Consider the following 15,229-nt stretch of genomic DNA (forward strand, 5'->3'; position numbering starts at 1 on the left):
GATAAAGGTCAATCGTCGCTGCACGAATCTTCGTTCAACAGGCGGATCGCTGTCGCGCCAACCTTGCGGACCGCCTCCTCGATCTGCGCCGTTGGCTTGGCAGCGTAGTTCATCCGCAGGCAATTGCGGTATTTGCCCGAGGCCGAGAAGATGCTGCCCACCGCGACCTGGACCCCCTGGTCGGCCAGGGCGCGATTGAGCCGCAGAGTGTCGAAGCCCTCCGGCAGCTCGACCCACAGCATGAAGCTGCCCTGGGGCCGGCTGGCACGGGTACCGGCGGGGAAGTAGCGGCTGACCCAATCGAGCATCAGGTCGCGATTGCGCTGGTATTGCGTGCGCATCCGCCGCAGATGGGGCTCGAAATGGCCGTTGCGCAGGAAGTCGGCGACCGCCAGTTGCGGTTGCGGGGCGCTGGCGCCGGTACTGATGTACTTCATGTGCAGCACGCGTTCCAGGTAGCGGCCGGGCGCGACCCAGCCGACCCGCAGGCCCGGGGCCAGGGTCTTGGAGAACGAACTGCAGAGCAGCACCCGGCCATCGTCGTCGAACGACTTGATGGTCCGCGGTCGCGGGTAGGTGTAGGACAGTTCGCCATACACATCGTCCTCGATGATCGCGACGTCGAAGCGCTGCGCCAACTGCAGCAGTGCCCGCTTGCGCGACTCCGGCATGATGTAGCCCAGCGGGTTGTTGCAGTTGGGGGTCAACTGTATGGCCTTGATCGGCCACTGTTCCAGGGCCAGTTCGAGGGCGTCGAGGCTGATGCCGGTGAGCGGGTCGGTGGGAATCTCCAGGGCTTTCATGCCCAGGCCCTTGAGGGTCTGCATGGCGCCATGGAAGCTGGGCGAGTCCACCGCGACGATGTCGCCATGGTTGCAGGTGGCACGGATACTGGCCGACAGCGCCTCGTGGCAGCCGGTGGTGACCACCAGGTCCTGGGCGCCTAGGTGGCAGCCGGAATCGAGCAGCAGCCGGGCGATCTGCTCGCGCAGGCCGAGGTTGCCGTAAATGTTGTCGTAGGCCAGCCCTGGCAGGTCCTGGCGACGGCTGATCTGCGCCAGGCTGCGCAGCAGCGGCTTCATGGTCGGGCTGCCGATGTCGGGGATGCCGCGGCCCAACTGTACGGTGTCCTTGCGTGGCACCGCGCGGATCAGGTCCAGCACCTGGTCCCACTGGGAGATTTCCACCGGCCGCTGTGCCGGGCGACCGGCGACCGGCAACGCTGGCAATTCCCGGCTGGCCGGCACGAAATAACCGGACTTGGGCTTGGGCAGGGCCAGTCCGTTGTCTTCCAGCAGCCGATAGGCCTGCTGCACCGTACTCAGGCTGACACCATGCTCCACGCTCAACGCCCGTACAGACGGCAGGCGGTCGCCCGGACGGTAGAAGCCTTGTTCTATGCGGGTTCCCAGCAATTCGGCGAGGTTGACGTAGAGGCTCATGGCGGCTGCTCGATCAGGATGCGAACGGGATACCGGTACAGATTGCCAGAAAATACAGGATTCAGTCACGATTTCGCCAAATCTGTATGGAAATAATACAGGTTGTTTGAATCTGTAATGGTTTTGCGCCAAAGGCCATCCTTGCTACTCAGGGCAACCGAGTAACGAAGGAGCAATGGCAATGAACGGCTTGAGCGATGTGCGTCTGGTTTTGCGTGACCAGGAACTGATGACCGGGCAGGAGCGGGCGGGGGCGGTTTCCTGCGTTGCCCCGCGCGCTCCCGAGTTGAGTCGGATGGGCCTGTTCTGGCATCGCCTGCGTACCCGCAAGGTGCTGCTCGAACTCACGGCCGACCAGTTGCGCGATATCGGCCTGACCCGCAGCGAGGCCCTGGCCGAAGGGCTGAAACCTTTCTGGCGTGACTAGTGGCCGATTAGCGCAATTCCTTGAGGCGATGCCAGAGCATCCCCAGCGCCAGCAGCGGCGAACGCAGGTATCTGCCGCCCGGGAAGGTGATATGCGGGACCCGGGCGAACAGGTCGAAATCATCGTGTTGCTGGCCGCTGATGGCCTCGGCCAGCAAGCGGCCGGCCAGGTGGGTGGCGTTGAGGCCATGTCCGGCATAGGCCTGGGCGTAATAGACGTTGGGCTGCGCCTGCAAGCGGCCGATCTGCGGCAGGCGGTTGGCACCGATGCCGATCATCCCGCCCCAGTGGTAGTCGATCTTCACCCCGGCCAGTTGCGGGAATACCTTGAGCATCTTGGGCCGCATGTAGCCGGCGATATCCTGCGGGTCGCGACCGGAGTAGTGACAGGCGCCGCCGAACAGCAGGCGGCGGTCGGCCGATAGCCGGTAGTAGTCCAGCGCGACCCGCTGGTCGCAGACCGCCATGTTCTGCGGCAACACCGAGCGGGCCTGCTCCTCGCTCAACGGCTCGGTGGCGATGATGTAGCTGCCGGCGGGCAGCACCTTGCCGCCCAGTTCGTCGTTGAGCCCGTTGATGTAGGCGTTGCAGGCCAGCACCAGGGTCGTGGCGCGCACCGCTCCCTGTGCCGTATGGACCCGCACCTGCGGGCCGTAGTCGATGCGGGTGACGGCGGACTGTTCGAACAGCTTCACGCCCAGTTGTTCGGCCGCCGCCGCTTCGCCGAGGGCCAGGTTCAGCGGGTGCAGGTGCCCCGAGCCCATGTCGACCAGGCCACCGACGTAGCGGTCGGAGCCGACCACGCTGTGCATTTCGTGGGCCTGCAGCAGGCGGGTTTCGTGGCGGTAGCCCAGTTGCCGGAGTTCTTCGGCGTCCTCGGCGAAACCTTCCAGTTCACGGGGCTTGTTCGCCAGGTCGCAGTAGCCCCAGGTCAGGTCGCAGTCGATCCGGAACCGCTCGATGCGCTGGCGGACGATTTCCACCGCTTCCAGTCCCAGCAGTTTCAGGCGGTGCACACCGTCCTGGCCGATGACCGGGGCGAACTGCTCCAGGCCATGGCCGACGCCGCGGATCAGTTGCCCGCCGTTGCGCCCGCTGGCGCCCCAGCCGATCCTGCGGGCTTCCAGCAGGACCACGGCGAGGCCGCGTTCGGCCAGTTCGATGGCGGTATTGAGCCCGGAGAAACCGCCGCCCACCACGCAGACGTCGGCCTGCACCTCGCCCTGCAACGGAGGATATTCCGGTTGCGGGTGGCTGCTGGCGGCGTAGTAGGAAGCGGTATGCCGGGCAGGGGCGTTCATGTGCGTGGTCCTGATGATCGTGTTTGGAAAATTTGACGGAGGATAAGCCGCAGCCCCTCGCACGGGCAACTTGATGGCCTGCATGGCTAGAGGAGGTGCTGTCTGGGATGGGCCTTTTCAGGCAGAATCCAGGTCTTTCCCGGTATTTGGTAAGGCCTCGATGAGCTGCAACAGCCAGAAAATCCGCTTTCTGCGGCAGCAGATCCCGTCCTTCGAATGTGTGCCGGGCTGTCATGACTGCTGTGGGCCGGTGACCACCTCCTCGGAGGAAATGGCCCGCCTGCCCCGCAAGACCGCTGCCGAGCAGGAAGCGGCACTGAACGAACTCAATTGCGTGCACCTGGGGCCGAATGGCTGCACGGTGTATGACGAGCGGCCGTTGATCTGCCGGCTGTTCGGCACCACGCCGAGCCTGCCATGCCCCAATGGCCGCCGACCGGTGGAGATGATTCATCCACGGATCGAGAAGCAGGTTCACGACTACATCGCCAGCACCCGGCAGGTGCTGGTCTAGTCTCGCCAGGCGATCGGTGTGTCGCCAGATTCAGTCCGGGATCGGCAGGTTCAGGCTCTCCTTCACTTCCTCCATCACGATATAGCTCTTCGATTCGCGTACGTGGGGCAGCTTGAGCAGGATGTCGCCCAGCAGCTTGCGGTAGGACGCCATCTCGGAAATCCGCGCCTTGACCAGGTAATCGAAGTCGCCCGACACCAGGTGGCATTCCAGCACATGCGGCAGCTTGAGCACCGCACGGCGGAACTCCTCGAAGGTATCGCCGGACTTGTAGTCGAGGCTGATCTCGACGAACACCAGCAGGCTGCCCTTCAGGTGCTGCGGATTGAGCCGGGCGTTGTAGCTCATGATGATCCCTTCGCGCTCCAGCCGGCGTACCCGCTCCGTGCAGGGGGTGGTCGACAGGCCGACCTTCTCGCCCAGTTCGGTGAATGAAATACGTGCGTCTGTCTGAAGGATCCGCAGGATGTTGCGGTCGATCTTGTCCAGCTCGCGTTTGCTCTGGTGATTGGTCCGCATAGGGGATGCGCCTCCGTAAAAAGCCATATTGCCGAGAATTCTCGCCAAATATAGGCACTTATATAGTGAAAAGCACTGGCTGTTGTTTTTTACACTGCGCGCATCTCTGCTTTGAACAATAAACATCGGCGGCTGGCCGCCATTGAGGGGCATAAACATGCGAGTTCTGGTCTTGGGTAGTGGCGTCATCGGAACCGCCAGCGCTTATTATCTGGCCCGGGCCGGCTTCGAGGTGGTGGTGGTCGACCGCCAGCCGGCCGTCGCGATGGAGACCAGTTTCGCCAACGCCGGCCAGGTCTCGCCCGGTTATGCCTCGCCGTGGGCTGCCCCGGGCGTGCCGTTGAAAGCCATCAAGTGGCTGCTGCAGCGTCACGCGCCGCTGGCGATCAAGGCCACTGCCGATATCGACCAGTACCTGTGGATGGCACAGATGCTGCGCAACTGCACCGCCAGCCGCTATGCGGTGAACAAGGAGCGCATGGTTCGCCTGTCCGAGTACAGCCGCGACTGCCTCGACGAACTGCGCGCCGAAACCGGCATCGCCTACGAAGGCCGCAGCCTGGGGACTACCCAACTGTTCCGCACCCAGGCGCAACTGGATGGCGCGGCGAAGGACATCGCCGTGCTCAAGGAGTCCGGCGTGCCGTTCGAACTGCTCGACCGTGCCGGCATTGCCCGGGTCGAGCCGGCCCTGGCGAGTGTCACCGATATCCTCGCCGGTGCCCTGCGCCTGCCGAACGACCAGACCGGTGACTGCCAGATGTTCACTACCCGCCTGGCCGAAATGGCCGTCAAGCTGGGGGTGGAATTCCGCTTCGGCCAGGACATCCAGCGCCTGGACCACGCCGGCGACCGCGTCAACGGCGTGTGGATCGATGGCAAGCTGGAAACCGCCGACCGCTACGTGCTGGCCCTGGGCAGCTACTCGCCGCAACTGCTCAAGCCACTGGGGATCAAGGCGCCGGTCTACCCGCTCAAGGGTTACTCGCTGACCGTGCCGATCACCAACCCGGCGATGGCGCCGACCTCGACCATTCTCGACGAGACCTACAAGGTCGCGATCACCCGTTTCGACAACCGCATCCGCGTCGGCGGCATGGCGGAAATCGCCGGTTTCGACCTGTCGCTGAACCCGCGTCGGCGCGAAACACTGGAGATGATCGTCAACGATCTTTATCCTCAGGGCGGTGACCTGCAGGCGGCCAGTTTCTGGACCGGCCTGCGTCCGACCACCCCCGACGGCACCCCGATCGTGGGCGCCACGCCGCTGCGCAACCTGTTCCTGAACACTGGCCACGGTACGCTCGGCTGGACCATGGCCTGCGGTTCAGGTCGCCTGCTGGCTGACCTGATGGCGAAGAAGAAGCCGCAGATCAGTGCCGAAGGCCTCGATATTTCCCGTTATGGCAATCACCAGGAGACTGCAAGACATGGCAATCCAGCGCCAGCTCACCAATGAGCGCATGAGCCAGATCGTCGTTCACGGCGGTACGGTGTATCTGGCCGGGCAGGTTGGTGACGACCTGAGTGGCGACATCGAAAAACAGACCCGCGAGACCCTCGCCAACATCGAGCGTCTGCTGGATCTGGCCGGTACCGACAAGACCCGTCTGCTGTCGGTGACCATTTACCTGAAGGACATCGATGCCGACTTCGCCGGCATGAACGCGGTCTGGGACAAGTGGCTGCCCAAGGGCGTCGCCCCGGCCCGCGCCACGGTCGAGGCCAAGCTCTGCGAACCGGAAATCCTCGTGGAGCTGTCGGTCGTCGCCGCCCTGCCTTAAGCAAGATCCCTCTCCCGGCATGACCTGTGGCCCTCCATTTGTCATGCCGGTTTTTTATTACCCACCGACTGCCTAGAAGTTTGCCACCATGCGTCCTGCCCGTGCCCTGATCGACCTCCAAGCCCTGCGCCACAACTACCGGCTGGCCCGCGAAGTAGCGGGGGCCCGTGCCCTCGCGGTGATCAAGGCCGACGCCTATGGGCATGGCGCGGTAGAGTGCGCCCAGGCCCTGGAAGCCGAGGCCGACGGTTTTGCCGTGGCCTGCATCGAAGAAGCGCTGGAACTGCGGGCCGCAGGCATCCGCGGGCCGATCCTGTTGCTCGAAGGCTTCTTCGAGGCCGACGAACTGGCGTTGATCGTCGCGCACGATCTCTGGTGCGTGGTGCATTCGCTGTGGCAGTTGGAAGCGATCGAGCAGGCGGCCATCGCCGCGCCGATCACCGTCTGGCTGAAGCTGGACACCGGGATGCACCGGGTCGGCCTGCACCCGGACGACTACCAGCCGGCCTACCGGCGCCTGCTGGCCACCGGCAAGGTGGCGAAGATCGTGCTGATGAGCCACTTCGCCCGGGCCGACGAGCTGGACAGCCAGCGCAGCGAGGAGCAGGTCGCGGTGTTCGAGGCGGCACGCCAGGGCCTGGCCGCCGAAGTCAGCCTGCGCAACTCGCCGGCGGTGCTCGGCTGGCCGCGGATTCCCAGCGACTGGGTGCGCCCCGGCATCCTGCTGTACGGTGCCAGCCCGTTCGACGCCGAGCACCCGGTCGCCTCGCGGATGCAGCCGGTCATGACCCTCGAGTCGAAAATCATCAGCGTGCGCGAACTGCCGGCCGGCGAGCCGGTGGGCTATGGCGGCCGGTTCGTCACGCCCGGGCCGATGCGTCTCGGGGTGGTCGCCATGGGCTATGCCGACGGTTATCCACGCCATGCCCCGACCGGTACGCCGGTGCTGGTGGCTGGTCAGCGCAGCCAGTTGCTCGGTCGGGTGTCAATGGACATGCTCTGCGTCGACCTCACGGATATCCCCCAGGCCGGCCTGGGTTCGACCGTCGAGCTGTGGGGCAGGAACATCCTGGCCAGCGAGGTGGCGGCCCGAGCCGAAACCATTCCGTACCAGATCTTCTGCAACCTGCGCCGGGTCCCGAGGCTCTACACCGGGCAATAGCGGTAAGCCGGCACGACCGTTGGGGCGTTTGCCCAGGCGGATTCGGGTCCAAGTGTTGTAAATACTGAACGCTATGCCATGATATCGCTCAATTACAACATCGCCTGAATGCCTGGGGGGCTGCCGCATTGGACGTCGGTGAACGACTGCAATCCATCCGCAAAATGAAAGGTCTGTCTCAGCGTGAACTCGCCAAGCGTGCGGGCGTCACCAATAGCACCATTTCGATGATCGAGAAGAACAGCGTCAGTCCCTCGATCAGTTCGTTGCGCAAGGTGCTTGGCGGCATTCCCATGTCGATGGTCGAGTTCTTTTCCGAAGAGATCCTCCAGGAAACGCCGACGCAGATCGTCTACAAGGCCCATGAGCTGATCGATATCTCCGACGGCGCCGTGACCATGAAGCTGGTCGGCCGCGCCCATCCGAGTCGCGCCATCGCCTTTCTCAACGAAATCTACCCGCCCGGCGCCGACACCGGCGAGGAAATGTTGACCCACGAAGGCGAAGAGACCGGCATCCTGCTCGAAGGTCGGCTGGAACTGGTGGTCGGTCTGGAAACATTCGTCCTCGAAGCGGGCGACAGCTACTATTTTGAAAGTACCAAGCCGCATCGCTTCCGTAACCCGTTCGACACCCCGGCGCGACTAATCAGCGCAGCGACACCGGCCAACTTCTGACGGCCCGGGGCGCCAGCTCAGGGATTCAGGGCGCCCGGCAGTACGGACCCGCGTTGTGGGCAATACCCTTGCAACTACAGGGGTTGTTTCGCAGCAGCGGTCTTACCGCTATACTCACGCCCGCCCGCGAAACCGTGGTCGCGGCGTGATTAGCCACCATTGAGGGTGAACGCGTGAACCTAATTATGAAAATGCTGGCTGCACCAGCAACCGTATTGGCCCTATGGGCTGTCAGCGCTCAAGCTACGACGAACGACGAGATCGCCAAGCGCCTGGAGCCGGTCGGCCAGGTCTGTGTTCAAGGTCAGGAATGCAAGGGGATGGAGGTCGCGGCATCGGCGGGCGGTGGTGGCGGCGCCAAGACCCCTGACGAAGTGATTGCCAAGCATTGCAACGCTTGCCACGGCTCCGGCCTGCTGGGCGCGCCGAAAATCGGCGACACCGCAGCCTGGAAGGAACGTGCCGATCACCAGGGCGGCCTCGACGGCATCCTCGCCAAGGCCATCACCGGCATCAACTCGATGCCGCCAAAAGGCACCTGTGCCGATTGCTCGGACGACGAACTCAAGGGTGCGATCAAGAAGATGTCCGGCCTGTAAGCCAATGGATCTTCCTGGGAAAGCCGCTTTCGAGCGGCTTTTTCGTACCTGCCTTTCAGAATTTTCGATTGGCCTGTGCAGCAAAGCCCCGGCAAGCCCGGTCCAACCTCCATCCAGGTACAAGCGAGGAAGGTCGGATGACGCTGACGTGTTCCATCGAGCGGGCGGTCGACGAAGTGCTGGCACGGTTGCCCACGCATATCCACATGGGCCTGCCGCTGGGGCTGGGCAAACCCAATCGTTTCGTCAATGCGTTGTACCGGCGGGTCAGCCGGTTGCCGCAGCGGCAACTGACGATCTACACCGCGCTGAGCCTGGGCCGGCCACCCCTCGGTGAGGGTTTGCAGCGGCGTTTTCTCGAACCCTTCGTCGAGCGGGTCTTCGGCGACTACCCGGAACTGGATTTTCTCGACGACCTACGGCGTGACCGCCTGCCGGCCAATATCCGCATCGAACAGTTCTTCCTCCAGCCCGGCAGCCTGCTCCACAGCACCGCCGCCCAGCAGGACTACGTCAGCAGCAACTACAGCCATGCCGCCCGGGACATCAACGCCGCCGGCCTCAACCTGGTGGCCCAACTGGTCGCCGCTGACGAGCAGCAGCCGGGCCGCCTGAGCCTCAGTTGCAACCCGGACATCACCCTCGACCTGCTGCCGATGATCGCCAGGCGCCGCGCCGCCGGCGAGACCATCCTGTTGCTGGGCCAGGTACATGCCCAATTGCCCTACATGCCGGGCGACTCGGAGATCGACCGTGCGGCTTTCGACCTGCTGATCGACGAGCCTGAGCGCAGCACGCTGTTTTCCACGCCGAACATGCCGGTCGGCTGCCAGGACCACTTCATCGGCCTGCATGCCAGCACCCTGGTGCGCGATGGCGGAACCCTGCAGATCGGTATCGGCTCGATGGGCGATGCGCTGACCGCCGCGTTGTTGTCCCGGCATGCCGACAACGCAGGCTATCGTGCCCTGTTGGACGACCTCGACATACGGCCGTGGCAGGCGCTGATCGACCGTGAAGGGGGTATCGAACCCTTTGCCAGCGGCCTATACGGTTGCAGCGAGATGTTCGTCAATGGCCTGCTGGTGCTGGCCGATGCGGGTATCGTGCGGCGTCGCGTCCATGCCGATATCGACGCGCAGCGCCGGGCCATCGCCGGGCAGCCCGACGCCACGGCAGGCGTGGTGGTGCACGGTGGCTTCTTCCTCGGGCCACACAGTTTCTACCAGCGGCTGCGGGCGTTGCCGCGGGAACGGCTCGCCGAGTTCAACATGACCGCCATCAGCTACATCAACGAGCTGTATGGCAATGAGCAACTCAAGCGTCTGCAACGCCGGGAGGCGCGGTTCATCAACAGTGCCTTCACCATGACCCTGCTCGGTGCCGGGGTGGCCGACCAGCTCGAGGACGGGCGGGTGCTCAGCGGCGTGGGCGGGCAGTACAACTTCGTCGCCCAGGGGCATGCGCTGCAGGGTGCGCGTTCGGTGCTGATCCTGCGCAGCTGGCGCGAGGCCGGTGGCGAGGCCAGTTCCAATATTGTCTGGGAGTATGGCCACTGCACCATTCCCCGGCACCTGCGCGATATCGTGGTGACCGAGTACGGGATCGCCGACCTGCGCGGCAAGAGCGATGCCGTGGTGATCGAGGCGCTGCTCAACATCAGCGATTCACGATTTCAGGCCGGGCTGATCGAGCAGGCGCAGAAGGCCGGCAAGCTGCCGCGGGATTTTCATCTCGACCCGCGCTTTGCCGACAACACGCCACAGCGCCTGGAAGCGCTGCGTGAGCGCCATCCGCAACTGTTCGTGGAGTATCCGCTGGGCAGTGATTTCACCGCCGAGGAGCGCGACCTGTTGCGGGCGCTGAACTGGCTCAAGCGCCACTTCAAGCTCAGCGAAGTGCTGGAGCTGGGCAAGGCGACCCTGGAGGCCCCCGAGCCGTCGGCGTTCCCCGCGCACCTGCAACGCATGGGCCTGGACCAGCCCCAGGGGCTGCGCGAAGAGTTGTATCAGCGTCTGCTGTTGGCGGGCTTGCAGGCGACCGCCCGGCACCTTCAGTTGTAGGTGATTTCCACGGTGGCCTGGCTGACCAGTGTGCCTTCGCGCACGCTGCCGGTCTTCCAGTAGGCCGCGCCCAGCGGCAGCACCGCCTGGCCGCCGCTGGGCGACAGGGTGCGGGCGCTGTCGCCGCCGTCGGCGCGGATGGTCCGTTGCACGCCGCCCAGCCGCGAGTACAGCCACAGCCCGACGCCTTGGGCATCGCCGGTATTGGCGAAGCGGGCGCCGTCTGTCGGCACCTGGGTGCCGGCGAAGGTGAAGGTCACGCTGGTGATATCCGAATCGCAGAGGGCACTGATTTCGAAGTCGCGGTGGCCCGTCGATTCGCTGCCGCTGAAGTCGCCGACCTTGGCCGGTGGCAGGACCACCGGTCGATCGTATTCCCCGGGGACCAGGTTGCAGGTCCCGCCCTCGACCAGGCCCTCGATCTGCAGATTGCCCGGATTGAGGGTTTCCGCCGAGGCGTTCTCGAGGGTGGCGGCAACCATCAGCACCAGGGGTAACAGGTAGGTTTTCATGAGATGTTGTCCGTTCTGGCGGGGTGCTGGCTACCGCTATCGCGGCGCAGCGGGGCCGGTGTTTCAGTTATAGGTGATGCTCACCGTCGCCGTGGTCAGCAGGGTGCCCTTGGAGACGGTGCCGGTTTTTATGTAGTGCGCCGCCATGGGCAGCGTGGCCTTGCCGGCGCTGGTCGCGACGGTGCGCTGGCGTTGGGCGGCGGTACCGTTGGCCGGGATGTTGTAGTTCGCCCCGTCGCGGGCCTGGAGCACGGTGGAGATACCACCGGCCGTGCCGGTATTGGCCCAGCGGGTGGGGTCGGCGGAAGCCGGGGTGCCGGAGAAGGTGAAGATGACGTTCCTGATGTCCGAGTCGCAGGTGGCGCCCAGGCTGAACTCCTTGAGCCCGGTCCAGATGCTGGAGTCGAAGTCGCTGACCTTGACGGTCGGCAGTGTCGGATTGCTGATGGTGTCGAGGTTGCAGGTACCGCCGTCGATCTGGCCGCGCACGGTCAGGGTACCGGTGGTGGCGGCCTGGGCGGCGGTGAGGCTGCCGGCGATCAAAAGGGCGAGTGCCAGGAGAGGGGTTTTCATTCCGGTGGTCCTTCTGGTGGGGTTAGTTGTAGGTGATGTTGACGGTCACGGCGCTGACGAGGGTGCCTTTGCCCGGTGTGCCGATCTTCCAGTAGGCGGCGCCCAGCGGCAGGACCGCCCGGTTGGCGCTGACACTCACGGTGCGGGTGTTTTCGGTGCCGTTGGCGCGGATGGTGGACTCGACACCGCCGATGCGTGAGTACAGCCATGTGCCAACGCCGGGGGCGGTACCGGTGTTGGCGAAGCGATAGCTGTCACCGTTGGCCGGGGTGCCGGTGAAGCGGAAGGTCACGCTGGAGGCATTGTTGCAATTGGCGCTGATCTCGAAGTTGTATTTGCCGGCCGAGTTGCCGGTGAAGTTCGAGAGCTGGATCTTGTCCAGGTTGATCGTGCGGTTGACGTCGCCGACCGCCAGGTCGCAGGTCGGGGATTGAACGACGAACTGCACCGAGTTGTTGAGCGCTATGGTCTTGATCAGCCGGCCGCTCCAGTACTGTTGCCGCAGGTTCCCGGCGGGGACCGTGCCTGTCGAGATGTTGCCGATCTTGTAGAAATGCGCCTCCATGTCCGCCATGGTGTGCACGATGATCCAGGGTAACCCGGGCTCTGTGCCTGAAGAGCTGTGGAGCTCGACCGATCTGAACAAGGTGGCGTCAGGGCTCCTGTTACGGATCAGCACAGCGACTCCCGGCACGTTGGTGCGATAGCCCATGAGCCTTGGCCCACCGAGGTCGACCTGGTCGGAAGCGGCATAGCGCCCGACGATTTGGTAGGGGAACGCGGGCGAGCAGCGGCTTTCGCCGCTGGGGAACGGTCGGCTGAGCGATACCTGGGCGATCAGCCGGCCCACCGGCAGGTCGGCCGGTACGGTGATGGTGCTCGGAAAGGTCGCGCCGTTGCGGATGTTGGGATAGTAGTCACAGCCGGCCTGGGCCAGTGTGGACAGGGTCAGGCTGGCGGCCAATACGGCCAGTGAGCGGATCGGAGCTTTCATTGTGGATCTCGCGAAGTCGGGGTTTGCGGGCTGTCGATGGCCTGGCAGAGGCCGTCGATCTGGCGCAGGTTCTGGGAGCTGCCGCTGCTGTCCTGCGGGCCGAGGTCGTAGTCGATCCGGCACTGGCTGGCACTGCTGGCGCCCCACTTGACGATGAGTTGGCCGCGATCGCGGGCGACCCGAACGAAGACCTTGCCACCCTGGCCGACCACGCCGACATGGGCGTGGTCCTCATCGAATACATCGGCACCGAACGGCAGCGCGGAGTGGTCGTCTCTGGCGGCATCGATCATCACGGCGCGGCCGCTGCTGGTTTCGTACTTCATCACCACCACCGAGCCGGCACGGGGCGCGATGTTGTGGGAGGCGGCCTTGAGTTCGACGTCGTGGGACATGTCGCGCGGGTCGAGTTCCACCACGTTCTGGCGATAGGGGGTCAGGTGCGGCACCACGGCGTAGCCCTTCCCATCGACCTGGGTGTTGCCGCCGACCCAGGCGCCCTGCGCGCCGGGAGCGTTGACCAGGCCGATGGTGTCGCCCAGTTCCGGGGTCAGGGTCACGCCGTCGGCATGGGCCACCAGGCCGCCGGACAGGCTCAGCGACTGCGCGTGGTAGTCCTTGCCCTGGCTGTGGCTGGTGGAGGCCAGGGCGTAGCGGCTGCGGTATTGCAGGTCGGCGTTGAAGCTGTTGCCGACACCGTTGTCGGCATGGCTGAGCGAGGCACCGTAGTTGTACTCGTTGCGCTCGCCCAGGGTGCCGCTCAGACCCGCTCGCGCGCTGTTCTGGCGATCGCCGTGGATCAGCGTGCTCGACAGGTTGGGCGCGCGGTCGGAATGGCCCAGGGGCAGGTGGAAGGTGAGGTCTATCTGGTTGCTGCTGCGGTTGCTCAGCAGGTCGCGGCTGCGCTGGGCGCTGACGGTGTAGTTCACGCGCTGCCAGTTGCCGTTGTAGCCGGCGGTGAAGCTCAGCTCGCCGCCCTTGCGGTTCCAGTAGTGCTGCGACGAGCCGGTGAGGAACAGCGAGCCGCGCTCCAGGTTCTGGTTGAGGCTGATGTCCAGGCGCTCGCGCAGGCGACCGACGCGCTCCAGGTCGCCGCCGGTGCGTGCCAGCTCGCGCAGTTGCGCGGTGTCGCGGGCGGTGAGGAAGCCGTCGGTGGAGTAACGGAAGGCACCCAGGGCGAAGTCGGTACCGGTGCTGGCGAAGATCTTGTTGTAGCGCGCCTGCAGGCTTTGCCCGCGGCGCCGGCCCAGGCCGGGGATCTCGGCCTGGGAAGTGGTCAGGTCGAAGGAGATCGCCCCCACCGGCGTATTCAGTGCCGAACCGAACACCTGAGCGTTGTAGCCCTCGGAGGCCAGCGCGCCGGTGTAGCCGGTGAGCAGGTTGTTCAGGCCGTACTGGAACGTGCCCTGGGCCAGCCAGGGCTTGCTGTCGATGCCCAGTTCGTCCATCTCGCCCAGGCTCAGGGAGTAGCGGCTGTAGCCGGGGCGCAGCAGGTTGATGTTGGAGGCGAACGGCACGATGAACTGGCGTTGCCGGCCATCGGCTTCGGTGACGGTGACCTCCAGGTCGCCGCCGTAGCCGGTGGGGAACAGGTCGTTGAGTACGAACGGCCCGGGTGCCACGCTGACTTCGTCGAGCAGGATGCCGCGCTGGCGGACGCTGACCCGTGCGTTGGTCTCGGCCACCCCGCGGACGATCGGCGCGTAGCCGGTCAGCGAGTCGGGCAGCATGCGGTCGTCGGTGGACAGGGTGGCGCCGCGCATGCGCAGGCTGTCGAACAGTTCGCCGGTGGTGTAGATCTCGCCGGCCATCAGTTGCGATTGCAGCCCGGGCAACTCCCGTTGCAGGTAGGTGGCGCTGCTCTGGTACTGGCTGCCGGCTTCGTTGCTGCTGTAGGCGCCGTTGTGGCGCAGGTGCCAGCCTTCCAGATTGAGGCCGGTGTGCAGCCCCAGGTAGCTGGAGAACGATGAGCGGCCCTGGTTGCTGTTGCGGAAACCGTTGGCATTGTAGCGGGCGAAGGCGGCATTGACGCCCGAATCCCAGTACTCCGGGCTGACGTAGCCGCGGACCGAGCGTGACAGGTAGATTTGCGGCACCAGCAGGTCGAGCCGGCTCTCGCCGGCATCGAAGCTGACGCTGGCACCCGGTACGTAGGTGCCGAGGCTGCCGCAGTAGACAGCCGTCGGCAGCGCGGGCGGGACCGGCTCGCCGGCTTCGGCAGCCTTGGCCGGCACACGGTCGATGTCGATGCCCAGGCGCAGCAGCAACGGGCGCTCCAGGCACAGTTGGGCATTGCTCTGGCCTTCGACGCTGGCGAAGGTCAGGTCCTGGCGTCCGATCCAGTCGCCGTTCACCGTGACGTCGGCCCGGTACTGGCCCGGCAGGACCACGTTGCCTTCGTTGAAGCGCGAGATGTCGATCTGTCCGCCGCCGGGAAAGAATGCCGGGTTGAACTCCACCCGTTCGACCTCGTCCGCGGCCAGGGCGCTGCCGCTGCCCAGCAGCAACAGGCCATGAAGGACGCGGGCCAGGCGGCATGGCCGGGTACGTGGCCCGATGGACTCGGGCGAGCTTTGGGATCTCATGGTCAAGGTTCCAAACGGTTTGTGTTGCCAAATTCGGGCAAGCCGGGCCCGGCCAGCGCGCGTCAGGGATCGCGGAGG

Annotated in this window: 15 protein-coding genes; 8 read left to right on the forward strand and 7 right to left on the reverse strand. The window is 65.1% G+C overall.

Features of this window, described 5'->3' with window-relative positions; all coding sequences use genetic code 11:
- Nucleotides 1–8: 8 nt before the first annotated feature.
- Nucleotides 9–1,442 (reverse strand): PLP-dependent aminotransferase family protein, encoded by a 1,434-nt coding sequence (locus ACM62G_RS12695; RefSeq protein ID WP_054056373.1) that lies wholly within the window; start codon nt 1,440–1,442, stop codon nt 9–11.
- A 181-nt stretch (nt 1,443–1,623) separates the two neighbouring features.
- Here ACM62G_RS12695 and ACM62G_RS12700 point away from each other — a divergent pair, with 181 nt between their 5' ends.
- A complete protein-coding gene (locus tag ACM62G_RS12700) occupies nt 1,624–1,869 on the forward strand; it encodes a DUF1127 domain-containing protein (RefSeq protein WP_273820043.1) in 246 nt (81 codons plus the stop codon).
- Nucleotides 1,870–1,876: 7 nt separating this feature from the next.
- On the opposite strand, the gene ACM62G_RS12705 is transcribed toward ACM62G_RS12700, so the two are convergent.
- Nucleotides 1,877–3,169, reverse strand: a complete 1,293-nt coding sequence (locus ACM62G_RS12705) for an NAD(P)/FAD-dependent oxidoreductase (RefSeq protein ID WP_419737249.1) — start codon at nt 3,167–3,169, stop codon at nt 1,877–1,879.
- Between the two features lie 160 nt (nt 3,170–3,329).
- Between ACM62G_RS12705 and ACM62G_RS12710 the strand changes: the two genes are divergently transcribed.
- Nucleotides 3,330–3,683, forward strand: coding sequence for a YkgJ family cysteine cluster protein (locus ACM62G_RS12710; protein ID WP_010447925.1), 354 nt, complete (start codon nt 3,330–3,332; stop codon nt 3,681–3,683).
- A gap of 30 nt (nt 3,684–3,713) precedes the next feature.
- On the opposite strand, the gene ACM62G_RS12715 is transcribed toward ACM62G_RS12710, so the two are convergent.
- Nucleotides 3,714–4,202: an Lrp/AsnC ligand binding domain-containing protein gene (locus ACM62G_RS12715; protein ID WP_054058367.1), complete on the reverse strand. Its 489-nt coding sequence runs from the start codon at nt 4,200–4,202 to the stop codon at nt 3,714–3,716.
- Nucleotides 4,203–4,359: 157 nt separating this feature from the next.
- Here ACM62G_RS12715 and dadA point away from each other — a divergent pair, with 157 nt between their 5' ends.
- The 6 genes from dadA to ACM62G_RS12745 all read left to right on the forward strand — a co-directional run bounded on the left by dadA (nt 4,360) and on the right by ACM62G_RS12745 (nt 10,487).
- Nucleotides 4,360–5,661 carry a D-amino acid dehydrogenase gene (gene dadA / locus ACM62G_RS12720; protein WP_054063497.1) on the forward strand — a complete coding sequence of 434 codons (1,302 nt, stop codon included), beginning with the start codon at nt 4,360–4,362 and terminating at the stop codon, nt 5,659–5,661.
- The gene (locus tag ACM62G_RS12725) at nt 5,633–5,986 is read left to right on the forward strand and encodes a RidA family protein (protein WP_054058369.1); all 354 of its coding nucleotides are present in this window, start codon (nt 5,633–5,635) and stop codon (nt 5,984–5,986) included. The genes dadA and ACM62G_RS12725 overlap by 29 nt, the downstream gene beginning before the upstream one ends.
- 88 nt (nt 5,987–6,074) lie before the next feature.
- On the forward strand, nt 6,075–7,148 hold the full coding sequence (alr, locus tag ACM62G_RS12730) for an alanine racemase (RefSeq protein ID WP_273820050.1): 1,074 nt from the start codon (nt 6,075–6,077) through the stop codon (nt 7,146–7,148).
- Nucleotides 7,149–7,276: 128 nt separating this feature from the next.
- A complete protein-coding gene (locus ACM62G_RS12735) occupies nt 7,277–7,825 on the forward strand; it encodes a cupin domain-containing protein (RefSeq protein ID WP_017901663.1) in 549 nt (182 codons plus the stop codon).
- A gap of 185 nt (nt 7,826–8,010) precedes the next feature.
- On the forward strand, nt 8,011–8,424 hold the full coding sequence (locus ACM62G_RS12740) for a c-type cytochrome (protein WP_081005863.1): 414 nt from the start codon (nt 8,011–8,013) through the stop codon (nt 8,422–8,424).
- A 137-nt stretch (nt 8,425–8,561) separates the two neighbouring features.
- Nucleotides 8,562–10,487 carry an acetyl-CoA hydrolase/transferase C-terminal domain-containing protein gene (locus ACM62G_RS12745; RefSeq protein WP_419737250.1) on the forward strand — a complete coding sequence of 642 codons (1,926 nt, stop codon included), beginning with the start codon at nt 8,562–8,564 and terminating at the stop codon, nt 10,485–10,487.
- Here the strand turns inward: ACM62G_RS12745 and ACM62G_RS12750 are convergent.
- The 4 genes from ACM62G_RS12750 to ACM62G_RS12765 all read right to left on the reverse strand — a co-directional run bounded on the left by ACM62G_RS12750 (nt 10,478) and on the right by ACM62G_RS12765 (nt 15,151).
- A complete protein-coding gene (locus tag ACM62G_RS12750) occupies nt 10,478–10,999 on the reverse strand; it encodes a fimbrial protein (RefSeq protein ID WP_419737251.1) in 522 nt (173 codons plus the stop codon). The genes ACM62G_RS12745 and ACM62G_RS12750 overlap by 10 nt on opposite strands.
- A gap of 63 nt (nt 11,000–11,062) precedes the next feature.
- Nucleotides 11,063–11,572: a fimbrial protein gene (locus tag ACM62G_RS12755; protein WP_419737252.1), complete on the reverse strand. Its 510-nt coding sequence runs from the start codon at nt 11,570–11,572 to the stop codon at nt 11,063–11,065.
- A gap of 22 nt (nt 11,573–11,594) precedes the next feature.
- Nucleotides 11,595–12,566, reverse strand: coding sequence for a fimbrial protein (locus tag ACM62G_RS12760; protein ID WP_273820059.1), 972 nt, complete (start codon nt 12,564–12,566; stop codon nt 11,595–11,597).
- Nucleotides 12,563–15,151 carry a fimbria/pilus outer membrane usher protein gene (locus tag ACM62G_RS12765; protein WP_419737253.1) on the reverse strand — a complete coding sequence of 863 codons (2,589 nt, stop codon included), beginning with the start codon at nt 15,149–15,151 and terminating at the stop codon, nt 12,563–12,565. Before ACM62G_RS12765 ends, ACM62G_RS12760 begins: the two co-directional genes overlap by 4 nt.
- Between the last annotated feature and the right edge of the window lie 78 nt (nt 15,152–15,229).

The sequence above is a fragment of the Pseudomonas sp. COR18 genome (genome assembly GCF_048568395.1).
GTDB classification, from domain to species: domain Bacteria; phylum Pseudomonadota; class Gammaproteobacteria; order Pseudomonadales; family Pseudomonadaceae; genus Aquipseudomonas; species Aquipseudomonas fuscovaginae_B.